The sequence below is a fragment of the uncultured Pseudosulfitobacter sp. genome (genome assembly GCF_963976325.1).
Taxonomy (GTDB): Bacteria; Pseudomonadota; Alphaproteobacteria; order Rhodobacterales; family Rhodobacteraceae; genus Pseudosulfitobacter.
Genome location: NZ_CAXBJW010000004.1, coordinates 137,949 through 159,078, shown reverse-complemented (window position 1 = coordinate 159,078; position 21,130 = coordinate 137,949). Strand labels below are relative to the sequence as shown.

At 61.8% G+C, this 21,130-nt stretch carries 21 protein-coding genes; 6 read left to right on the top strand and 15 right to left on the bottom strand.

Annotated elements, in window-relative coordinates:
- Positions 1–230: 230 nt before the first annotated feature.
- The 12 genes from AAC077_RS13880 to AAC077_RS13825 form a co-directional block, all read right to left on the bottom strand.
- Positions 231–827: a DedA family protein gene (locus AAC077_RS13880; RefSeq protein WP_339770577.1), complete on the bottom strand. Its 597-nt coding sequence runs from the start codon at positions 825–827 to the stop codon at positions 231–233.
- 3 nt (positions 828–830) lie between these two features.
- Entirely contained in the window at positions 831–1,634 is an 804-nt protein-coding gene (locus AAC077_RS13875) for a metallophosphoesterase (RefSeq protein ID WP_339770575.1), read from the bottom strand.
- Positions 1,635–1,648: 14 nt separating this feature from the next.
- Positions 1,649–2,602, bottom strand: a complete 954-nt coding sequence (locus AAC077_RS13870) for a diacylglycerol kinase family protein (protein ID WP_339770573.1) — start codon at positions 2,600–2,602, stop codon at positions 1,649–1,651.
- Positions 2,603–2,734: 132 nt separating this feature from the next.
- Positions 2,735–3,580 (bottom strand): SMP-30/gluconolactonase/LRE family protein, encoded by an 846-nt coding sequence (locus AAC077_RS13865; RefSeq protein ID WP_339770571.1) that lies wholly within the window; start codon positions 3,578–3,580, stop codon positions 2,735–2,737.
- A 1-nt stretch (position 3,581) separates the two neighbouring features.
- Positions 3,582–4,193 carry a 2-dehydro-3-deoxy-6-phosphogalactonate aldolase gene (locus AAC077_RS13860; RefSeq protein WP_339770569.1) on the bottom strand — a complete coding sequence of 204 codons (612 nt, stop codon included), beginning with the start codon at positions 4,191–4,193 and terminating at the stop codon, positions 3,582–3,584.
- Positions 4,190–5,089 carry a 2-dehydro-3-deoxygalactonokinase gene (locus AAC077_RS13855; protein ID WP_339770567.1) on the bottom strand — a complete coding sequence of 300 codons (900 nt, stop codon included), beginning with the start codon at positions 5,087–5,089 and terminating at the stop codon, positions 4,190–4,192. The genes AAC077_RS13860 and AAC077_RS13855 overlap by 4 nt, the downstream gene beginning before the upstream one ends.
- Entirely contained in the window at positions 5,086–5,856 is a 771-nt protein-coding gene (locus AAC077_RS13850) for an SDR family oxidoreductase (protein WP_339770566.1), read from the bottom strand. Before AAC077_RS13850 ends, AAC077_RS13855 begins: the two co-directional genes overlap by 4 nt.
- 708 nt (positions 5,857–6,564) lie before the next feature.
- The gene (ptsP, locus tag AAC077_RS13845) at positions 6,565–8,802 is read right to left on the bottom strand and encodes a phosphoenolpyruvate--protein phosphotransferase (protein ID WP_339770565.1); all 2,238 of its coding nucleotides are present in this window, start codon (positions 8,800–8,802) and stop codon (positions 6,565–6,567) included.
- 157 nt (positions 8,803–8,959) lie between these two features.
- A complete protein-coding gene (locus tag AAC077_RS13840; RefSeq protein ID WP_339770563.1) occupies positions 8,960–10,198 on the bottom strand; it encodes an aspartate kinase in 1,239 nt (412 codons plus the stop codon).
- Between the two features lie 167 nt (positions 10,199–10,365).
- Positions 10,366–11,007 (bottom strand): SDR family NAD(P)-dependent oxidoreductase, encoded by a 642-nt coding sequence (locus AAC077_RS13835; RefSeq protein WP_339770561.1) that lies wholly within the window; start codon positions 11,005–11,007, stop codon positions 10,366–10,368.
- A gap of 3 nt (positions 11,008–11,010) precedes the next feature.
- A complete protein-coding gene (locus AAC077_RS13830) occupies positions 11,011–11,448 on the bottom strand; it encodes a DUF1178 family protein (protein WP_339770559.1) in 438 nt (145 codons plus the stop codon).
- A 79-nt stretch (positions 11,449–11,527) separates the two neighbouring features.
- Complete coding sequence (locus AAC077_RS13825) at positions 11,528–12,001, bottom strand: NUDIX hydrolase (RefSeq protein WP_339770557.1); 474 nt, start codon at positions 11,999–12,001, stop codon at positions 11,528–11,530.
- Between the two features lie 210 nt (positions 12,002–12,211).
- On the opposite strand from AAC077_RS13825, the gene modA reads away from it, so the two are divergent.
- Genes modA through modC form a run of 3 tightly spaced genes read left to right on the top strand, consistent with a single transcriptional unit; the run spans position 12,212 to position 14,702 of the window.
- A complete protein-coding gene (modA, locus tag AAC077_RS13820) occupies positions 12,212–12,925 on the top strand; it encodes a molybdate ABC transporter substrate-binding protein (protein WP_339770555.1) in 714 nt (237 codons plus the stop codon).
- Positions 12,925–13,611: a molybdate ABC transporter permease subunit gene (gene modB / locus AAC077_RS13815; protein WP_339770553.1), complete on the top strand. Its 687-nt coding sequence runs from the start codon at positions 12,925–12,927 to the stop codon at positions 13,609–13,611. The genes modA and modB overlap by 1 nt, the downstream gene beginning before the upstream one ends.
- On the top strand, positions 13,608–14,702 hold the full coding sequence (gene modC, locus AAC077_RS13810; RefSeq protein ID WP_339770551.1) for a molybdenum ABC transporter ATP-binding protein: 1,095 nt from the start codon (positions 13,608–13,610) through the stop codon (positions 14,700–14,702). The genes modB and modC overlap by 4 nt, the downstream gene beginning before the upstream one ends.
- 3 nt (positions 14,703–14,705) lie before the next feature.
- Here the strand turns inward: modC and AAC077_RS13805 are convergent, their stop codons facing one another.
- Positions 14,706–15,488, bottom strand: coding sequence for an EcsC family protein (locus AAC077_RS13805; protein ID WP_339770549.1), 783 nt, complete (start codon positions 15,486–15,488; stop codon positions 14,706–14,708).
- 58 nt (positions 15,489–15,546) lie between these two features.
- Positions 15,547–16,041, bottom strand: coding sequence for an N-acetyltransferase (locus tag AAC077_RS13800; RefSeq protein WP_339770548.1), 495 nt, complete (start codon positions 16,039–16,041; stop codon positions 15,547–15,549).
- A gap of 90 nt (positions 16,042–16,131) precedes the next feature.
- On the opposite strand from AAC077_RS13800, the gene AAC077_RS13795 reads away from it, so the two are divergent.
- The 3 genes from AAC077_RS13795 (at position 16,132) to AAC077_RS13785 (ending at position 19,079) form a co-directional block, all read left to right on the top strand.
- On the top strand, positions 16,132–16,737 hold the full coding sequence (locus tag AAC077_RS13795; protein WP_339770546.1) for a flavin reductase family protein: 606 nt from the start codon (positions 16,132–16,134) through the stop codon (positions 16,735–16,737).
- A 263-nt stretch (positions 16,738–17,000) separates the two neighbouring features.
- The gene (locus AAC077_RS13790; RefSeq protein ID WP_339770544.1) at positions 17,001–17,957 is read left to right on the top strand and encodes a calcium-binding protein; all 957 of its coding nucleotides are present in this window, start codon (positions 17,001–17,003) and stop codon (positions 17,955–17,957) included.
- Positions 17,958–18,125: 168 nt separating this feature from the next.
- A complete protein-coding gene (locus AAC077_RS13785; RefSeq protein ID WP_339770542.1) occupies positions 18,126–19,079 on the top strand; it encodes a calcium-binding protein in 954 nt (317 codons plus the stop codon).
- Between the two features lie 132 nt (positions 19,080–19,211).
- Here AAC077_RS13785 and AAC077_RS13780 read toward each other — a convergent pair whose 3' ends face one another.
- The gene (locus AAC077_RS13780) at positions 19,212–20,834 is read right to left on the bottom strand and encodes a SulP family inorganic anion transporter (protein WP_339770540.1); all 1,623 of its coding nucleotides are present in this window, start codon (positions 20,832–20,834) and stop codon (positions 19,212–19,214) included.
- Positions 20,835–21,130: the final 296 nt, after the last annotated feature.

The window sequence follows — 21,130 nt, the reverse complement described above, 5'->3', positions numbered from 1 at the left end:
TTTCATTGATAGAATCAAACGTTGTGGTGGCGGCTTCCATTTTACATTGAAGTGCTAACCCACTGATATTCCACAGGTACCCTGCGGTTCCTTTCACAAAAAAGTCCAATGTTTTCAGTGGAATCCTTAGGATTGCAAATCCGTGTACAGGAGTTCGATTCTCCTACTCGCCTCCACACTCCTTTGAATGTTCGGCCAAACCGGTTCGGCCCTGCGCAACAGGGGCAACGTTACTTGCCCTTTTGCGCGATCAGCCGGTACAGGTACAACGCCAGCAATCCGGCCAGCAGCACATTTGTCACGGGATTGACCCATTCCGACACACGCGCGTACTGGTTGCCCAGTGCGTAGCCTGCAACGGTCAGCAAGCTCACCCACAACACGCTGCCCACGAATGACAGCGCCAGAAACCGCGCAAGCGGCATATCCGTCAGCCCTGCGGGCACCGAAATCAATGTGCGCACGCCCGGGATCATCCGGCCGATCAAGACGGCCCAGTTGCCATGTCGGTCGAACCAGTCGCGGGCGCGGTCGAAATCGGCTTCGGACAGGGTCAGCCAGCGTCCGTGGCGCCGGATCAAACGGCGCAGGCGCGCCTCGCCCAGGGCTTGCGCGGCCCAATACCACAGCGTTGTGCCCAGCAAGGACCCCAGGCTGCCCGCCACGATCACCCCTGTGATCGTCAGCCTGCCCTGATGCGCCAGAAACCCGCCCAGCGGCATGATCACCTCGGACGGGATCGGCGGGAAAACATTCTCGCCCAGCATCAGCAGAAATACCCCCGCGAGCCCGCTTTGCGCGATCAGCCCGGTGATCCAGTCAAACATGGTTTACTCCGATGGTGCCGCGTCATTGCATTGGGCCCACCCGTCAGCGTCGCGGCAGAAGCTGACCTTCTGGTGGTGATCAAAGCTGCGGGTGCTGTCCACCGCGGCAAAGCGTTCGACATGAACGCGGTCACCGTCCAGATGCAGCAGGTTGAAATCGTTCGGCTCGCCGCGCACGCGATTCGACAGGCCGGTGCCTGCATGGATCTGGATAACGCCTCGGTGGTCTTCGATGCGCGCGAAGGTTTCGGCGCGCCAGCTGTGCAGATGCCCCGACAGCACGATGTCGGTGCCCGCGTCGCCCAGTGCCTTGATCGCCGTACGTGCGCCGCGCATCAGCTTTTTGTCCTCCCCCGGCAAATGTTCCAGCGGGTGATGCACCACCACAATGCGCAAAGCCCCTTCGGCGGCGTCCCGAAACCCGCGCCGCACGCGGCGGATGTCGCGCGGGCTGAACCAGCCACGTTGAATGCCCAGCGGATTGACCGAATTGATTCCCACAACCGAAGCCTGCGGCGCGTGCATGACCGGTTGCAGATCGCGGTTGATCCAGCGGCGATACCGCCGGAACGGCCAGAACAGACGTTCAAAGAAGTTATAAAGCGGTGTGTCATGGTTGCCCGGCACCACCAGCGTCGGTGCGTCAATGGCGTCGATGAACGTGCGCGCCTGCTGGAACTGACGGTTGCGCGCGCGCTGCGTCAGATCGCCGGAAATCGCCACCAGATCGGCGTTCAACCCGTTTATGCGTTCCAAAAGTGGGGCCATCAGCTCGGGACGGTCGCGGCCAAAGTGCAGGTCTGACAAGTGGATGATCCGTCTCAACGCACCACCCCGTCCTCACCATGCGGTGTCACCACGGTCAGCGCCCCTTGACGCAGTTCCAGATCGAACGGCCCCTTGATCCGGGTACGTTCCCCGTCCCGTGCCACCAGCAAGGACTTGCGCTTGCAGGTGATGTGCAGGCTTTGCGCGCAGAGCAGGTCAAAATCCTGATCGCGTTGTGCCCGGCCCAGCATCAGCGCCAGACCGTTCTTCAACAGCCCCAAACGCCCGGCGTTGGGTGCGATCAGCACAGCCAGTTGCCCCGCCTCGATGCACTCGGCCCCTTCAAGGCCCATCTGTTCGAGCTGAAAGGCGTTCGAGACCGCGAACAACAACGAGGTTTTGATTTCGCGCGTTTCACCGTCAGCCGTCACTTGCAGCTTCAGCCTGCGTGGCAGGCGCAGCATGGTTTTCAGAACCGACCAATAGGCGGCGATCCGGCTGCGACCCCAGCGGGCATAGACGGTTTCACGGGTGCGCAGAATCTGCGGATAAATCCCCAGGCTGGTGTTGTTCAGAAACACGCGGTCGTTGATGATCCCCACGGGCAGCGCCTTGCGCCGGTTGCGTGCAATCACGGCAATCGCCTCGGCTGCGTCTTCGGGGATGTCCAGCGACCGCCCGAAATAGTTGAACGTGCCCAGCGGGATGACCCCCATCGCCGTCTGCGTCCCGACAAGGCCCGAGGCCACGGCACAGATCGTGCCATCCCCCCCCGCGGCCACCACCAGATCGGCCCCGTCGCGGGCCAGTTGCGCGGCCCGCGCGGGAATGTCTTCACCGGGGGTCAATCTGATGATCCGGGCGTTTATGCCGTTGTCTTCAAAGGCGCGTTCCAGATCCTGGATGTCAGGGTGCCCTGCCCCGCGTCCGGATTTGATATTGACCAGCACATGTGCCGTCATGGTGGAAGCGTCGGGTTGAAGATCGGGCGCTGTATTGGCTTGCATCTGTCCACCTTTTACTTCTGTTTTCCCGTGCAAGGCACGGGGCGGTCGGCGCCAGAGCAGACTGCGCCGGCAGGCGGACCCTGATACTGCAACGCAGCAAGGCGGCACGAGGTTCCCCGAGGGGAACGCGCGCTACAAGATCACACGATGCTCGGACTGCCCGGCCACGTCCATAGAGCAGCTAAAAGTCATGCCCGCCTGTGGCTCGGCCGCGCCATCGCGGTTGACGGCTGCCGAGGTGACATAGAGCGTTTTAAGGTCGTCACCGCCGAAGCTGGGGCATGATGCCTGCACCGCCGGCACGCCGAAGGCCCGCACAAAAGCCCCGTCAGGCGCGTAGCATGCGACGCGACTGGCGCCCCATTGCGCGCTCCACAGATGGCCGGTGGCATCCACAACCGCGCCATCGGGAAACACGCCATCCGCGCGCAGATCGACAAATACTTCGGCCTCGCCCGTGGGCCAGCCATCGCCGTCCAGCGCCGTACGCATAATCTGTTGGGTCACCGTGTCGGCGTAATAGGCATGGGTGCCAGCAGGGTTGAAACAGATGGCATTGCTGACGGTCACCTGATCCACCAGCTTGCGCAGTTCGCCGCGATAATATCGGTAGATCGCGCCTGCCTTGCGCTCTTTTTCCTTGCCCATGGTGCCAATCCAGAAACCGCCCTGCGGATCGGCGCGCCCGTCATTGGACCGCGTCACCGGATTGTCAGCCTCAAGTGCTGCCACATGCTCTTGCGCGCCTGTGTCCAAATCAAACGTGAAAAGGGCCCGTTCTGACGCAATCAAAAGCTGCGTGTCATTGATCCAGCCCGCAGCCGAGACATGGTCGTCAAACGCCCACACCTGTTCGCCATCGGCTGTCCGGCTGAGCAGCTTTTTGCCCAGAATGTCAAACCAGAACAGTTGCTTGCGTCCGGGGTGCCACAACGGACCCTCACCCAAGGTACAAACGGTATCGCTGAAAATATCCATCTTAACGTGCTTCCTTTGCCATATCATAGGCGGCGACAATGCCCGCCGCCCGTGCGCGAATGTCCTGTGCTGCCATCCCGGGCGTATACAGCGCCGTGCCAATGCCAAAGCCGTCGGCCCCCGCCGCCATCCAGTCGCCAAAATTCTCGGCCCCGACGCCACCCACCGCATATACCTGTGCCGCTGCTGGCAGAACGGCGCGCATCGCTTGCAAGCCCTTTGTGCCGACCAGAAAAGACGGGAAAATCTTGATCCCGTCCGCGCCCGTGGCCAGCGCCGCAAAGCATTCGGTCGGCGTAAGGCAGCCGGGATAAGACAACAGGCCCGCCCCCTTGGTCGCGGCGATCACCGCAACATTGCAATCGGGCGAAACGACCATCTGCGCGCCGATGTCGGCCAGCCGTTCAACATCGGCGACCGTCAAAACGGTGCCCGCACCAATCAGCGCGTCCGCACCGAATTCGGCCTGCATCTTCTGGATGCTGTCGAAAGGATCGGGCGAATTCAGTGGCACCTCGATCTTGGTAACCCCCGCAGCGATCAGCGCCTCGCAGGCGGGCAATGCTTCGGACGGGGTGATCCCGCGCAGGATCGCAATGATATTGCGGCTCATTGATGCTCCAGTTCTGCATGGGCGGCGCGCAGGCCGGCCAGTGTCATTTCGGTTGGGTCCAGTCGCAACACTGGCACCCCTTGGGCCGTCAGCGCAGCCTGATAGGCGTCGGCGGATGCCGCCGCACCAATCACCGCCACCTGCTGGCCCAGCCAGTAGGGTTTCGACGCGGCCAGCTCGATCCCGATCAACAAGCCGGACAGGCGTGCACGCGCGACAGCCCCTTCCAGCCCGCCCAACAGCGCCTCGGCCCGCAGGCCGAACAGTTTGGCCGCGACGGCTTGCGGACGACCCATCGCGTCATCGACCGCTGCGGCAAAGGCGGATTCGTCCCAGCCTGTGGACGACACCGAATGGCGCAGCACCGATTGCTGCGACAACAGCGCGAACATCTCGCCGGTCATGAAGGTCTGAAAACTAACAATCTCGCCTGCGCTCAGGTGGGCCCATTTGGTGTGGGTGCCGGGCAGACAGGCGACACCGTCGAAATCGGATTGGGTGGCAACCAGCCCTTTGATCTGGGTTTCCTCGCCCCGCATCACATCGGCAGGGGTGCGTTGGCTGACGCCCGGCAGAATGTGCACTTGCAACCGCTTGTCCTGCGTCGGCACCCGCAGCGCGCTGTGCGCGTCTGGCGGAGCGCAGGGCACGGACGCATAGGGCGCCTCGGCCCAGCCCTGCCGCGCGCCGGCCATGCCACAGATGATCACAGGCACCGGTTTCGTCCCCAAAGCATCCTCGCACAGCGCCAGAAGCACCGCCTCGTAGTTTTGCGGAGCCAGCGTGCCCATGCCGCGATCGCTGTTGCGCGCGTCCAGAACCTGACCGTCGCGGGTCATCAGCCACAGCCGCATATGGGTGGTGCCCCAGTCAACCGCAATCCAATCCACGGTCATCCCGACACCGCCACGCCGCCATCAACAACCATCGCCTGACCCGTCATCATCCGGCTGGTCTGCGACGACAGGAACAACACCGCATCGACAATGTCGCGCGGGGCCAGATGTTCGGGCAGGCATTGCCGTTCCAGATGCGCGGCCAGATCCTCGGGCGTGGCCCACAGATCCATCTGCCGCCGGGTCAGAACCCAGCCCGGCATCACTGCGTTCACACGGATCTGATCGGGTCCAAGCTCGCGCGCCAAGGCACGGGTCAGGCCGGTGACCGCGGCCTTGGCCGTGACATAGCCCGCCATGCCCGCCATACCCATCATGTAAGATATTGACGAAAAGTTCACGATGGACCCGTAACCCGCCGCCTTCATCATCGGCGCGGCGGCTTGCGCTGCAAAGAACTGCGGGCGCAGGTTGACGTTCTGGCAGGCGTCCCAATCTTCCACCGTCGTGTCCGCGATAGACTGGCGTGTATCATTGGCGGCATTGTTCACCAGCCGCGTGATCGGCCCGTGGGCCTGCGCCGCAGCCTGCATCGCGTCCTTCAACGCTGCAATATCCGTGATGTCACACCTCAGGAACAGCGGATCGTATTCATACCTGCCAGACATTTCAGCCACAAAATCACCGGCATCGGACCGCTGAACAAATGCCACCTTGGCCCCCTGCTCAAGGAACCCTTCGGTCAGCGCCGCGCCAATGCCCGACCCGCCGCCAGTGATGAACACCGAGGCGTCCGCAAGGTCATGGAAAGTCGCAAGAGATGTCATCTGTGGTCCTTTCATCGCGCCCTCGTCACCGATCAAAGCAGCGTTCTACCATCAGGGTAAATCCATGATGTGGGGGAAGACAACTGATATGACGCAACATTGAGGTATCGTTGCAATCTATTGATATTCATTGGTTAGTCTGAACAGGCAGGTTTGTTGCACATGCCCCGAGGAAGCATTGTTTTATATGCACGTTTTCAACTTTATCCGTTTAATATCAGGCTTTTGCCGAAAGAAACTCATCGTTCCCTGAACTCCAGAATGCACATCGGCGACACGGTATGAGGAACATCCCCCTTGGAAAAATCTGACGAAACCATCCTGGTTCAGGCGGCGAAACGGGCGGCATTGACCTGTGGATAACGCCTTGGCAGACTTGAGCTCAGTACGGCAAGGGCTTGAACATAAGCAAGAATCCCCCCGAAACTTATCCACAGCGATGAATATTAGGTCGGTAAATTCGGCACCTATGTTGGCGGGGGCACGCAGTTTGCTGGCAACCTTCGCCACAGAGTGAAAAAGCAATGATTTTCCGATGATTTCCGCCGATCTGCCGGGCCAAACCAAGGCAAGTTCCCGACCTGTGGATAAAACTCGATAAAGTCGCAATAAAACAAATTTTCCTGCAATCTCACCCAAATCACTCGTCAAAAATGTGAAAATACTGAAACCTAAACCTTCCGACCATTCACCACTGCCGAACCTTTTTCACTGCCCGCGCAGCCACTCCATCACGGCCGGACGCACCGACATCGCACCGCGGTGGCGGGTGACCGCAATCACCTTGCGCAATTCCTCAAGGTTCGACCGGCGCAGCAACGACTTTACCGGCCCGATCGACGCCGGGCGCATCGACAGACGCCGCAGGCCGATGGCCGCCAGACACATCGCCTCGACCGGACGGCCCGCGTCCTCGCCACAGAACGACACCGGTGTGTTGGATGCCGCGCATCGCTCGACGATCTGTTCAAGAAAGCTTAGGAAACTGACGTTCAGCGTGTCATAGCGCCGCCGCACCCGTTCGTTCTCGCGGTCGGCGGCAAAGAAGAACTGTTTCAGGTCGTTGCCCCCGATAGAGATAAAATCGACCTCTTCAAAGAACTTGCGCGGCGCAAAGCCCAGCGACGGTGTTTCCAGCATCGCGCCAACTTCGATCTTTGACGGCAACGGATGCCCCAGACGCCGCTCGCGCTCCAGCGCCTTGTTCACCTCGTCACGGGCCTGCGTGTACTCTTCGTATTGCGCCACAAAGGGGAACATCACGTACAAAGGTCGGCCATTCGCCGCGCGCATCAGCGCCTGCAACTGCATCCGCAGAATGCCGGGTTTGTCCAGCCCCACGCGGATCGCCCGCCAGCCCATCGCCGGGTTCGGTTCGTCATTGGGTTTCATGTAGGTCAGCACCTTGTCCGACCCGATATCCAGCGTCCGGAACACCACCGGCTTGCCCTGTGCCGCATCCATGACACGGGCATACAGCGCGCTCAACTCGGACCGTTTGGGCATCTGGTTGCGCACAAGAAACTGCAATTCGGTGCGGAACAGCCCCACCCCTTCGGCCCCCGAAGACGGCAAAGACGGCAAATCGGCCATCAGCCCTGCGTTCATCATCAGATCAATCTTGGCACCGCACAGGGTTTCGGCAGGTTTATCGCGGATCGACGCGTACCGTTCCAGCGCCTCGGCCTGCATCGCGATCTTGTCGCGAAAGGCCGATACCACGTTGTCGTCGGGCCGCAGGTGCACAATGCCCTGATCCCCGTCCACCATCACCGGATCGCCGTTCAACGCCTCGGTTGTGATCCCCTTAGCGTGGACGACCAGCGGGATCGCCAGCGCGCGTGCCACGATGGCCGCATGGCTGCCGACCGAGCCTGCCTCAAGCACAATCCCTTTCAGCCTGCGGCCATAGTCCAGCAATTCGCCCGGCCCGATGTTGCGGGCCACAAGGATCGGATCGGGCGGCATTTCCGCGCCGGTGTCCTGCCCCTGCCCGGTCAAAATGCGCAGCAGACGGTTCGACAGATCGTCCAGATCGCTCAACCGTTCCCGCAGATACCCGTCCGAGGCCTGCCCCACCCGCGCACGGGCAAGCGACTGTTCTTTCTCGACCGCCGCCTCGGCGCTTAGTCCGCGGCCGATGTCCTCTTCCATGCGCCGCATCCAGCTTTTGGAGTTGGCGAACATCCGGTAGGCTTCCAGAACCTGCCGCTGTTCCTGATCCGGCCCCGCAAGGCTTAGCATTTTGTCCACGCCGATGCGCAATTCGTCCACGGCGACGTTCAGACGCTCCATTTCGCGCTGCGGATCGTCGGCAATGGGGTTCACCACGACCACGCGCGGCTCGTGCAGCCAGATGTGCCCCTCGGCCACGCCCTCTTGGCCGGTCGTTCCCTTGATCATCACCGGATGGCTGTGGCGGGCCGACATCGCGGCGCCCTCGCCCACGAACGCGCCCAGTTCGGTCATCTCGGCCAGCACCATCGCGACCACTTCCAGCGCATAAACTTCGTCCGACGAAAATTCGCGCGCGTCCTTGGATTGCACGACCAGCACGCCCAGCGCCTCGCCCAGACGCTGCACGGGAATCCCCAGAAAACTTGAATAAACCTCTTCGCCGGTCTCGGGCATGAAACGGAAACCGCTGGCCTTGGGGGCGTTGGCGGTGTTCACCACCTGACGACGTTGGGCCACGCGGCCCACCAGCCCCTCGCCCAGGCGCATCCGTGTCTGGTGAACGGCCTCGGGCTTCAGCCCTTCGGTGGCGCACAGTTCCAGCGTGTCCTGATCGCGGAACAGATAGATCGAGCACACCTCGCAGCCCATCGACGACGCAATCAGCGCGGTGATCTTGTCCAGCCGTGTTTGCCCGGGTGCATCCTGCGCCAGCTCGTCGCGCAGCCGACCCAGCAATTTTCGGCTCTCGGTGTCCGTGCGCTCTGTCATTCTGGCGCCCCCCTTGGTGTCCGGTATCAGCTTAGATCATACCGAACGCCAAGAAGAAACGGGTTTTGCGCCCCAGCCGCGGATTTGCCACATGCCTTTGCGGAATGTCGCAAGGGCTGCCCTAAGTGCAGGCGGCCCAAGGCGTAGTGCCCTGAGATTAAGCGGCTTTTTCCAGCTCAAATGCGTCGTGCAGCGCCTGAACCGCCAGTTCCATGTACTTGCGGTCGATCAGCACGCTGATCTTGATCTCGGATGTGGTGATGACCTTGATGTTGATGCCCTCGTTGGACAGCACGCGGAACATCTTGGCTGCCACGCCGGTGTGGCTGCGCATACCAATGCCAACGACGCTGACCTTGGCCACGTCCAAATCGGCGATCATCTCGTCAAAATTGATCACGCCGGACTGCTTGGCCTCTTCCATCGCCTTTTCGGCGCGTTTGACCTGATCGTTGGGGCACGACCACGTCATGTCGGTGCGGCCCTCTTCGGCGATGTTCTGCACAATCATGTCCACGTTCACGCCCGCTTCGCTGAGCGCGGTAAAGATTGTGGCGGCGATGCCGGGGCGGTCGGCCACCGACACAAGGGTCATTTTCGCTTCGTCGCGGCTGAATGCGACACCGGCTACAACATTGCTTTCCATGATTTCCTCCTCGTCACAGACCAGCGTACCGGCTGTGTCCGATTGTTCCTCGAAACTGCTGAGCACGCGCAGCTTGACCTTATACCGCATCGCCAGCTCGACCGAGCGGGTTTGCAACACTTTTGCGCCCAGCGATGCCAGCTCCAGCATCTCTTCGAACGCGATCTTGTCCAGTTTGCGCGCCTTGGCGCTGACCCGCGGGTCGGTGGTGTAAACCCCGTCCACGTCGGTATAAATATCGCAGCGTTCGGCATTGAAGGCTGCCGCAAAAGCGACGGCGGTGGTGTCACTGCCACCCCGGCCCAGCGTGGTGATGCGCCCTTCGGGGCTGACGCCCTGAAAGCCTGCGACCACGGCCACACGCATACCTTGCTGAAACTTGGCCATGATGTTGTCGCTGGGAATTTCCTCGATCCGCGCCGAGGAATGGGCGCTGGTGGTTTTCACCGGCACCTGCCAGCCCTGCCAGGACCGCGCGGGCACGTCCATTTCCTGCAAGGTCAACGCCATCAGACCGGCGGTCACATTCTCGCCGCTGGACACGACCGCATCATATTCGCGCGCGTCATACATCGGCGAGGTTTCGTTGACCCAGCCGACCAGCTCGTTGGTCTTGCCCGACATCGCCGAGACAATCACGATCACATCATAGCCTTTGGCCACTTCCACGCCCACGCGTTTCGCGGCACGGCGGATGCGGTCAAGGGTGGCCACGGATGTGCCGCCAAATTTCATCACCAGAACGGGCATGATGTCCTCACCTCAAAATCCGAGGCTTCCCTACGCGCCGCGAACACCAATGACAAGCGTCAAGGCATCAAATGCCCATTCCACTTCTGAGGTTCGATAAATCCTCGGGGGACGGCGCGCCAGCGTCGGGGGGCAGACAGCCCCCGAACCACGCTTGCCGCAAGCGGTCAGAACGGGTGGACCTGCCCGTCATAGGTCAGGAACGCGCCGGTCGTTCCAATGTCCAGATCGGCAAACCGCGCGCTCAGACCCGCAACGCTTTCATCAACAGTGATCGCAGCACCGCTGCCGCCCATATCTGTCTGCACCCAACCCGGATGATAGATGCCAACGGCAATCCCCTCGGACTGAAGGTCCGTCGCCAGATTGCGCCCCAGGTTCAGCGCCGCAGCTTTGGACGCGCGGTAGATATAGCTGCCACCGGGCGCGCGGGTGTCGGACCCCATCTGGCTGGAAATAATGGCGATCTTGCCCTTGGCCGCCCGCAGGTTCGGCAGCAGAGTCTGCACCGTCTGGAACACGCCCGTCACATTGGCCGCGAAACCGTTGGCCCACATATCGGCGGGATAGCCGCTGTCCAGGCTTTGCCCCTTGTCCTCGTAAACACCCGCATTGCACACCAGCAGGTCGACAGGATCATCGCCCAGTGCCACAGCCAGCTTGGCAAAATCCGCAGGCTGCGTCACGTCCATCGCCACGTCGGCCCCGTCACCGCGCCCCGTTCCGGTCACCTGATGGCCCGCGGCCCGATACTGCGCGGCAAGGCCCGCACCGATGCCACGTGTGGCACCCGTAATCACAATTCTCATGGGTCAGTTTACCTTTGATTTGGGCAGGAAGGGCAGCGGCATCACCGGCACACCATCCTCGATCAGCGCTTTGGCCTCATCGGGTTTTGCCTCGCCATGAATGGCGCGTTCAGGGGCGTCGCCCAGATGCATCGCCCGCGCCTCGCGGGCAAAGTTGCCACCGACGTAGGTCGAATGCGTTTCAACGTGTTTGCGCATCTGCGCCAATGCGGCCTTGACCTCGGCGGCCTTGGCGTTGCGCGCGGCCTCTGCTTCGGCTGTGGCGGCAGCATCACGGGCCGACGATACACGCGGTGCCATCACCGCCTTGTCCACCGATGCGCTGCCACATACGGCGCAATTCACATGACCCGCGCCGCGCAGGGCGTCAAAAGCTTCTGCGGATTTGAACCAGCTTTCAAAAGCATGGCCCCGATCACATTTCAAAGCGTAGCGGATCATAACAGCTCCAGCGGCGGACGACACATCCGAGATATACACGAAAGCTGCCGCGTCAAGCGGCAGGGGTCGTGTCCGGCTCTTAGGTCAAAATCTTGGGGTCGAAGTCCCGAATAATCTGGGCCAGTTCCGGTTCCTCGACCAAACGCGCGGCTTTTTTGCGCCCCACCCAGCGGCGTTTGCGTTCCAACGCTTCGGGGAAGGTTTTGGCCAGCGATTTGACCCGCACGGGGTAAACCATTGCCACGCAGGGCATATCGCTGTCGTCATCGACCGACTTGCTGTAAGAATACAGCCCCACGGGCCGCCAGTCGACCTTGCCCAGAACGCCCGCCTCTTCCCAGGCTTCGGTCAGCGCCGCCTCGCCCGGGGTTTGGCCGTCCATCGGCCAGCCCTTGGGCACGATCCAACGGCCCGACCCGCGCGAGGTGATCAGCAATATCTGCACCTTTCCGTCCATCACGCGCCAGCACAGCGCGGCAAACTGGGTGCGCACATCGGTTTTGCGCGCACTGTTCACCGTGATGGGCAGTTGCTTGATCATCGGAGCGGTCATCGAAATCCTCGAAGCGATTGGTACAAATACAACGCACTGGCTTTTACAATGCATTGATTTTAGGGCGATGCCAGACACTAGCCAATTTTTTACGAAGTTTTAGTAAAGAAAACGGAGTTTTCGCAACAGCGCCGCTGAGAAGAAGGGGCTTGTGGCCGCGTGGCAGCGGGTAAATACTGCTGTTTGATGGGAAAAGCTGTTCGTAAAATCATGGTCTTGGCTGCGACGCTGATCTGCGTTGCCGGCGCGCCCGTTCTGGCGCGTGATTTGATTGTCTTTGCCGCTGCCAGCCTGCGCGGCGCATTGGACGAGGTTGCCGCCCTAAACGACACGCCGGTCGCGATTTCATATGGCGGCTCCGGTGCAATGGCACGGCAGGTGGCCCAGGGCGCGCCTGCGGACGTGGTTGTGCTGGCCAATCCGCAGTGGATGGTCTGGCTGCAAGATCAGGGCATTGTCGCCGCCGACCTGCCGGTGACGCTGTTGACCAACACGCTGGTGCTGATCGGTCACGATGGCCCCGCCCTGCACGATCCCGACGCCGATGCCCTGCTGGCACGCCTTGGTGACAGGCGGCTTGCCATCGGCCAGCGTCAGGCGGTGCCTGCGGGCATCTACGCCCGCGCGTGGCTGGAACATATCGGCGCGTGGGACAGGCTTGTGCCGCATCTGGCCGAGGTCGAGAACGTCCGCGCCGCGCTGGCGCTGGTTGCACGCGGCGATGCGCCGTTGGGTGTTGTCTATGGCTCGGACGCGCTGGCGGACCCCAAGGTCACGGTGCTGTGGCACATTCCCGACGACCAGCACCCGCCAATCACCTATCCGGCGGTAGCGCTCAGCCCCGAAGGCGCGCAGTTCATGGACATTCTGCGCAGCCCGCAAGCCGCCGAGATTTTCAAGCAATACGGCTTTGGCCTGCCCTGATGGATGCCGCCGGATACGAAGCACTGCGGCTGTCACTGCTGGTTTCGGGCACTGCGACGTTGATCGGGCTGCCGCTGGCGTTGTGCTGTGCGTGGTTGCTGGCACGGCGTGATTTTCGGGGCAAGGACCTGCTGAGCGCCGCGATTCACCTGCCGCTGGTGCTGCCACCTGTGGTCACCGGCTATTTGCTGCTGTTGTCCTTTGGCCGCACGGCACCCCTGGGCCGGTTTCTGGAACAGACGCTGGGGTTGGTACTGGCGTTTCGCTGGACCGGTGCGGTGCTGGCTGCAATGGTCATGGGCTTTCCGCTGATGGTGCGCGCCATGCGGTTGGCGATCGAGGCGGTGGACCCGCGCATCGAGGCCGCCGCCGCCACGCTGGGGGCCCCGCGTTATGCTGTTTTCGCAACCGTCACCCTGCCGCTGATCGCACCGGGCATCCTTGCAGGCGCGGTCATGGGATTTGCCAAAGCCTTGGGCGAATTCGGCGCGACCATCACCTTTGTCGCCGCCATTCCCGGCCAGACGCAAACCCTGCCTTCGGCGATCTACAGCTATCTGCAAGTCCCGGGGGGCGAGGCCCGCGCCGCGCAACTGACCCTGATCGCCTGTGCCATCGCGGTGGCGGCGGTGGTGGTGTCCGAATGGCTGTCGCGGCGCATCGCCGCGCGGATCGGTGCCGCATGAGCCTGAGCGTCGACATCTGCCACCGCTTCGACGGTTTCACCCTGAATGCCGCGTTTCAGGCACCTGCGGGTGTCACGGCCCTGTTCGGACGCTCGGGCGCCGGCAAGACGACCCTTGTGAACGCTGTGGCAGGGCTGCTGCGTCCTGATGCGGGGCGGATCACGCTGAAGGGGCGCGTGCTGTTGGACCGGAACGCGGGCATATGCCTGCCGCCGCACCAGCGCCGGTTGGGCTATGTCTTTCAGGACGCGCGGCTGTTTCCGCATCTGAGTGTCGCTGGCAATCTGGACTATGGAACGCGGTATGCGCCCGCTGGCGGCACCGCCATGTCACGCGACGATGTGATCGACCTGCTGGGCCTTGGCCCCCTGCTGGACCGCCGTCCGCGCCACCTGTCTGGCGGTGAAACCCAGCGGGTTGCCATCGGACGTGCCCTGCTGTCGCGCCCCGAGATGCTGTTGATGGACGAACCGCTGGCAGCTCTTGATGCGTCGCGCAAGGCCGACATCCTGCCCTATCTGGAGCGGCTCAAAACCGCGTATCATCTGCCGATCCTCTACGTGTCGCACGCGCTGGACGAAATCGCGCGGCTGGCCGATACGCTGGTGCTGTTGTCAGATGGCGCGGTCCAAGCGGCGGGACCGATCCGCGCGCTGCTGTCCGATCCAGCGCTGGTGCCGCTGCTGGGCGTGCGCGAGGCGGGTGCGGTGATCGACGCCACGGTGACCCATCACGCCGACGACGGGCTGACCACGTTGCGCATCGCGGCGGGTGATATTTATTTGCCCGGTGTACAGGCCCATGTGGGCGACAGCATCCGGGTGCGCATTCGGGCGGGCGACGTGATTGTCGCACGCGCGCGGCCCACGGGGCTCAGCTCGGTCAATATCCTGCCGGTGACGGTGACGGCCGTGCAGATGGGCGACGGGCCGGGGGCCGCCATCGCGCTGGACGCCGCAGGCGACGCCCTGCTGGCGCGGATCACCGCACGGTCGGCGCGGGATCTTGGGCTGCACGTGGGCATGAACTGCTTTGCCGTGCTCAAGGCAACGTCGGTGGCGCAGTCGTCTATCGGGCATCACCTGCCCTAAGGGTCAAACCCTGACGCCCTTGCCCCGCTCAAGACGTTCTTTCAACTTGGCGACCAAGACCTCTCGCGGGGTGTCGGCATCAATCGCCAGCTTGCGCAGCGCGAAATGGATATGCGCCATCTCGGCGTAATAGCTGGTGTAGGCGTAGTTCACCGCAGCCCCCGCCACAGCACCCAAAACCGGCACCGTCTGCGCCGCCAGTTTCTGCCCCAAGACCACCGCCAGCTTGGGCGCGACCCGGGCAATCAGCGTCTGCATCGCGGCCCCGCTGAGCGCCACGCGCGCGGATAAAAACGCAATGTCCGCCCCGTCATCTTCAGCAAGCGGCCCCGCAGCGGCAAAGACCTGCACGCAGTCGAACCGAACATTATCGGCGCTGGTGTCAAAGCCCAGCTTGTGCGCCTCGCCCTCGATCACCCGCAGCAACAGCGTGGTGGTCACCGGCAGCTCGGCCAGCGCCGTGGGCAGGCCGCCAAAACCGCCAGCCGCACCCATCGCGGCGCTGACGGTGCGGTTCACCCAATTGGACTGGTCCTTGACCATCTTGCGCGATCCGCTGGCTGCTTTCATCGCCTGGGTCAGCGCCATGACGGTCGCCCCTTCCAGCCGCTGCCGCACATCGCCGGGCAACCGCCCCAGCAACCCGTCGGCGCGCGCACCGATGGCGTTCAGCAGATCAATGCCCAAGCCGCCCGCCTTGCGATAGCGCACGGCAAGCCGGTCCAGTTCGGCTTCCAGGTCCAGCACGGCCAGTCCGGTGTGTTCAGGAAAGGTCACTTCGCTCATGTGCAGTCCTCCTGCACTGATAGATCGGTGTGGATTGCGCAAAAATCAATGCCGGCGATCAATCGGCAGCGTCCCAGCGCCTGACATCGCCCTCGATCCGGTCCCAGGCGCCTGTCACCAGCGCACGGCCAAGCACCCGTTCGGGGTTGGTGGGCGGCGGCATGACCACATGATCCAGACGGGTAAACCCGAAACGCTGGTAATAGGGCGCATCGCCCACCAGCATCACCCGAGCCCAGCCCATTTCGGCGGCCACTTGCAGTGACACATGCATCAACAGCCCGCCCAGCCCTTCGCCCTGCCGCGTCGGGTGCACGGCCACAGGGCCCAGCAACAGCACATCCGACCCGGCCACACGCACAGGCCAATAGCGGATGGCACCGCCCAGAATGCCGTCACGGTCGCGCGCCACGTGGCTTAGCCCGGCAACCGGTGCGATACCGTCGCGCAAACGATAGGACGACAGCGCCTCGCGGCCCGGCGCAAAGCACAGGTCGTACAAAGCTTCGACTTCCCACCAATCATCGCGGGTCTCGGGCGTCAGGGCGTACATCGGCGGCAGGTCTTACTTGGCTGGTTCCGTCTGGCCTTTGCCCTATCATGCAGCTAACCCTTTGCCAAACCGAACTGAAAGGCCACGCACATGTTTTACCGCCCCGCCGACGGACACCCGCTGCCGCACAACCCGTTCAACGCCATCGTCACCCCCCGCCCCATCGGCTGGATTTCGACGCAAGATGCGGACGGTGTACCCAATCTGGCGCCCTATTCGTTCTTCAACGGCGTGGCCTACGTGCCGCCACAGGTCATGTTCGCCTCGACCGGCGTCAAGGACGATCAGGACAACACCAAGGACAGCGTCGCCAATATTCGTGAAACCGGCGTGTTCTGCGTCAACATCGTCGAATCCGCCGCCCGCGATGCGATGAATGCCTCGTCCGCAACATTCCCCAAAGGCACCGACGAATTCGCCAAGGCCGGTATCACCGCCGAACGCTGCGAGACGATAGACTGCCCACGCGTCGGCGGCGCACCTGCGGCGCTGGAATGCAAGGTCACCCAGATCGTGCAGATCGAAGGCGCGTCCAACTATGTCGTCTTTGGCGAAGTCACAGGCGTGCACATGCGCGACGACACCATCGTGGATGGCCGGTTTGATATTACAACCTATCAACCGCTGTCCCGGCTGGGCTATCGCGATTATACCGTGATCAAGGATCTGTTCGAACTGACCCGCCCCGACGATTGAACCGTGTGGGGGTCGCGCGACAATTCACACCCTGAAGTTGAAAATACACCCTTTGAGGCCTTTCAAAGGCACTGTTGCTTGACCCCGCGACCTTTGGTCTTGCAGGGTTCTGCATGAACAAACCAGCGTATGTACCCCATCGCTTTGGCCGCCATTTTCGCCGGTCATTTTAAGGGCTGCCATTTTGACACCACCCGGCCAGACATATGGGCGGGTCATTTCGGGCTTTGCCCCATATGCATTAATCCAAGGGAGTTCTTTGCATGACCCAACTCGTGATTTCCGACGGCATTACCAGCCTTGTAAGCGTGTTTTATGGCGCTCTTGATGACGCCTTTCTCGAAGGCACGGTAACCAGCTTCAGCACGACCGAAGTGACAATCACCACGGCGGGCGCCGTCGTCACATTAAGCGGCACGGGATTTGGCGCGAATGGGTCGGGGTATTTCGGCAACCTGGACTCGATGAGCTTTGCCTTTACCAACGGAGAAACGATAGACTGGACCGACATCGGCCTGCTGGTGCAGGACATCGTCGCCGCCTATGACGCCGAAGAAAACCCGGTAACCCCGCAGATCGACGCCGTCGAAAACCTGCTGTTGCCGTTGGCCTGGGACATAACGTTCAACGACAGTGACGACATCCTGAATTCAAAAACCACCAGCGCCGACGGAATCAAGCTTCATTTGACCGGCGACAATTACTTTGACCTGCGCGGCGGTGCCGATGACCTGTTCGCTTCTGACGGCAAGGACACGGTCTTTGGCGGCGCAGGCAGCGACACTATTGACGGCGGGAATGACAACGACCGCCTGTATGGTGAAAAGGGCGACGACGAGATCAGAGGGTCCAAGGGCCGCGACCTGCTGCGTGGCGGCACTGGTGACGACGACCTGTCTGGCGGCAAGGGACGCGACAACCTGAACGGCGGCGCGGGCAATGACACGCTGGACGGCGGTTCGGGTGATGACAAACTGCGCGGCTCGAACGGTGCGGATACGTTTGTGTTCAACAGCGCCGTGTCCTCGGGTGATTCAGACATCATCTATGACTACGAGCTGGGCACCGATTTCCTTATCCTTGACGCAAGCGATCCCGGGTCCGTGACAATTACGGACACCCTTGATGGCGCGGTAATCGCCTATGAGGACAATCAGATTCTGGTCATTGGCGTAACAGCAGCCCAGCTGAACGAAGATCCCAACCTGCAAATCTTGTAATTTTCACGACAAAGGCGGCCCCGCCGGGGTCGCCCATGCCACCTTTGAGCCGTGTGCGATCCGCAACACTTTGGCGCGGTTCTGAGCGTTGACCAAATATTGGTTGATGCCCCAGCTTCTGCCTACCTATTTTGCAAAAACATTCACACATTTTACAAAGGCTTAGGCATGTCCACATTGACGCTCTCTTCGGAGATCAACAACGTCGCGACCACATTCTTCCAGATCATTGACGACCTCTATGCAGACGGCTCCGCAATCATCGGGTTCAGCACGACGCAGCTGCTCGTCACGACGACGTTTGGGACGATCACAATCAACGGCACGAACTTCTCCATGAACGGCGACTACGTCTATGGGGATATGGACCAAATGGTCTACAGCTTTACCAACGGTGACGTGCTGACCTGGGACGACGTCAATCTGACCGTTACGGAAATGCAAGACGCGTTCGAGCAAGAGGAGAACGGCTTTACCACTGACTCGGTGGAAAACCTGCTGCTGAATCGCGACTGGACCATCTATGCAAATGACAACGATGACATCCTGACATCCCAAACGCGCAGCAAAGACAACGTTAAAATCCACCTGACGGGTGACGACTACTTTGACCTGCGCGGCGGTTCCGATGACCTGTTCGCGTCTGACGGCAAGGACACGGTCTTTGGCGGCGCAGGCAGCGACACCATCGACGGCGGCAATGACAACGACCGCCTGTACGGTGACAAGGGCGACGACGAGATCAAAGGCTCCAAGGGCCGCGACCTGCTGCGCGGTGGCACTGGCGACGACGACCTGTCTGGCGGCAAGGGACGCGACAACCTGAACGGCGGCGCGGGCAATGACACGCTGGACGGCGGTTCGGGTGATGACAAACTGCGCGGCGCGGATGGCGCCGACACCTTTGTCTTCAGCAGCGCGGTGTCGTCGGGCGACGCCGACATCATCTACGACTACGAACTGGGCGTCGACTTCCTCAGCGTCGATGCCGAGGTGCTCGAAGGGTCCACGATCATCGACACCGCAGAGGGCGCGCTTCTGACATATGACGACAACACGCTGCTGGTTGTCGGTGTCACCGCAGAGCAACTGGGCGACGATGTGAACTTCACTTTCTTCTGATCCGACAAGCAAAAGGCGGCCCCGCTGGCCGCCTTTTCCAATTTCCAAACCACATTCTTTTGGCCTGAAATATCCTCGGGGGACGGCGCGTCAGCGCCGGGGGGCAGACAGCCCCCTGACCGCTCTCAGCCTTCAGTGACCGCCCAGAATCCCCGTGCGCACGCCGTAGTTGGCCGCAACCGCGTAATCGGGGTCGTCGTCGCTGTCGATCACCAGATGCCCCGCCTTGGACAGCAACGCGTGACAGTCGCGCGACAGGTGCCGCAACTGGATGCGCTTGCCCAGCTCTTCGTATTTGCCCGCCAGCGTCTCAATCGCCTGCAAGGCCGACTGGTCCACCACGCGGCTGCCGGCAAAGTCCACGGTGACGCTCAGCGGGTCGGTTTCCACGTCGAACATCTCCATGAACCCGTCGGTCGAGCCGAAGAACAGCGGCCCCTGAACCTTGTAGATTTTGGACCCGTCCGATGCGTTTTCGATCTGCGCATGGATGCGGCGCGCGTTGTTCCACGCATAGGCCAGCGCGCTGACGATCACGCCGACAACCACCGCAACGGCAAGGTCTTCCATCACCGTCACAACGGTCACCAGCACGATCACAAAGGCATCCATCAAAGGCACCTTGCGCAGGATCATCAACGAGTTCCAGGCAAAGGTTCCGATCACCACCATGAACATCACGCCCACAAGTGCCGCCAGCGGGATCAGCTCGATCACGCTCGATCCAACCAGGATAAAGGCCAGCAGGAACAGCGCCGCCGTGATCCCCGCGACCCGCGTGCGCCCGCCGGATTTGACGTTGATCATCGACTGGCCGATCATCGCACAGCCGCCCATACCGCCGAAAAAGCCGGTCACGGTGTTGGCCACGCCTTGGGCGATACACTCCTGGCTGGCACCCCCGCGTCGTCCGGTCATGTCGCCCACCAGGTTCAGCGTCAGCAGGCTTTCGATCAGGCCGATGGCCGCCAGAATGACCGCATAGGGCAAGATGATCTCAAAGGTTTCCCAGTTCAGCGGCACCATCGGAATGTGAAACGACGGAAAGCCGCCCTTGATGCTGGCCAGATCGCCGACCCGCGGCACGTCCAGACCAAACCCGATGACCACAGCCGCCACGATCCCGATCCCCGCCAACGGCGCCGGTATCGCCCGCGTCAGGCGCGGCATGACCCAGATAATCGCCATTGTGGCGGCGACCAGCGCCAGCATGATCATCAATGGCGGACCTGACAACCAGACCCCGCCGCTGACACCGTGGCCAGTGTCGACCATGGTGCCCGGCACCTTGAACTGGCTCATCTGCGCAAGGAAAATCACGATCGCCAAACCGTTAACAAAGCCCAGCATGACCGGATGCGGCACCAGGCGCATGAACTTGCCCCATTGCATCACGCCGGCAAAAATCTGGAACAACCCCATCAGGACGACAGTGGCAAACAGATATTCAACCCCGTGCTGCGCCACCAAGGCGACCATCACAACCGCCAGCGCCCCCGTGGCCCCCGAGATCATCCCCGGACGCCCGCCCATAATCGCGGTGATCAGCCCCACGATAAACGCCGCATACAGCCCGACCAGAGGGTTCACGCCCGCAACAAAGGCAAAGGCCACCGCCTCGGGCACCAATGCCAGGGCGACGGTCAGACCCGAAAGAATTTCGGTCTTCCACTGCCGCCCGTCCAGTTCGGTGTCACCGGGCGACACGCGAAAATCGCCGAAACGGGTGTGGATAAGGTTCGAGATCAAAGCCATGAGTGTCCTGTACGTTGCGAATATGTCGCCAATGTTAAAGGCCCCCTCTAACGGCAACAGCCCCGAGGGGCCAGAGACAATGCTGTTTGGCGATGGCCTGCAAAGGCGAGATTCAGAGCTTTGGCCCTGATTTGTATAATCCGCAGGCAGCAGAGGGTCCAAAGCTGCCCCTGCCAACTTCGGGGGCGCCGCGCGACGCAAGAACCCTGTCTTGCCAACAAGCAACCGGCAATTCTGCACGGCGCCTTGCACAAGGTCAGGGCCCCGCCGCTTGATTCCTTGTTCTGGTGCATCAT

Coding starts and splice junctions, on each gene's coding strand:
- AAC077_RS13880 (WP_339770577.1), bottom strand. CDS start 827: ATGTTTGACTGGATCACCGGGCTGATCGCGCAAAGCGGGCTCGCGGGG.
- AAC077_RS13785 (WP_339770542.1), top strand. CDS start 18,126: ATGTCCACATTGACGCTCTCTTCGGAGATCAACAACGTCGCGACCACA.
- ptsP (WP_339770565.1), bottom strand. CDS start 8,802: ATGACAGAGCGCACGGACACCGAGAGCCGAAAATTGCTGGGTCGGCTG.
- AAC077_RS13850 (WP_339770566.1), bottom strand. CDS start 5,856: ATGACATCTCTTGCGACTTTCCATGACCTTGCGGACGCCTCGGTGTTC.
- AAC077_RS13840 (WP_339770563.1), bottom strand. CDS start 10,198: ATGCCCGTTCTGGTGATGAAATTTGGCGGCACATCCGTGGCCACCCTT.
- AAC077_RS13860 (WP_339770569.1), bottom strand. CDS start 4,193: ATGAGCCGCAATATCATTGCGATCCTGCGCGGGATCACCCCGTCCGAA.
- modB (WP_339770553.1), top strand. CDS start 12,925: ATGGATGCCGCCGGATACGAAGCACTGCGGCTGTCACTGCTGGTTTCG.
- AAC077_RS13795 (WP_339770546.1), top strand. CDS start 16,132: ATGTTTTACCGCCCCGCCGACGGACACCCGCTGCCGCACAACCCGTTC.
- AAC077_RS13825 (WP_339770557.1), bottom strand. CDS start 12,001: ATGACCGCTCCGATGATCAAGCAACTGCCCATCACGGTGAACAGTGCG.
- AAC077_RS13805 (WP_339770549.1), bottom strand. CDS start 15,488: ATGAGCGAAGTGACCTTTCCTGAACACACCGGACTGGCCGTGCTGGAC.
- AAC077_RS13870 (WP_339770573.1), bottom strand. CDS start 2,602: ATGCAAGCCAATACAGCGCCCGATCTTCAACCCGACGCTTCCACCATG.
- AAC077_RS13800 (WP_339770548.1), bottom strand. CDS start 16,041: ATGTACGCCCTGACGCCCGAGACCCGCGATGATTGGTGGGAAGTCGAA.
- AAC077_RS13790 (WP_339770544.1), top strand. CDS start 17,001: ATGACCCAACTCGTGATTTCCGACGGCATTACCAGCCTTGTAAGCGTG.
- AAC077_RS13855 (WP_339770567.1), bottom strand. CDS start 5,089: ATGACCGTGGATTGGATTGCGGTTGACTGGGGCACCACCCATATGCGG.
- AAC077_RS13780 (WP_339770540.1), bottom strand. CDS start 20,834: ATGGCTTTGATCTCGAACCTTATCCACACCCGTTTCGGCGATTTTCGC.
- AAC077_RS13830 (WP_339770559.1), bottom strand. CDS start 11,448: ATGATCCGCTACGCTTTGAAATGTGATCGGGGCCATGCTTTTGAAAGC.
- AAC077_RS13865 (WP_339770571.1), bottom strand. CDS start 3,580: ATGGATATTTTCAGCGATACCGTTTGTACCTTGGGTGAGGGTCCGTTG.
- AAC077_RS13835 (WP_339770561.1), bottom strand. CDS start 11,007: ATGAGAATTGTGATTACGGGTGCCACACGTGGCATCGGTGCGGGCCTT.
- modA (WP_339770555.1), top strand. CDS start 12,212: ATGGTCTTGGCTGCGACGCTGATCTGCGTTGCCGGCGCGCCCGTTCTG.
- modC (WP_339770551.1), top strand. CDS start 13,608: ATGAGCCTGAGCGTCGACATCTGCCACCGCTTCGACGGTTTCACCCTG.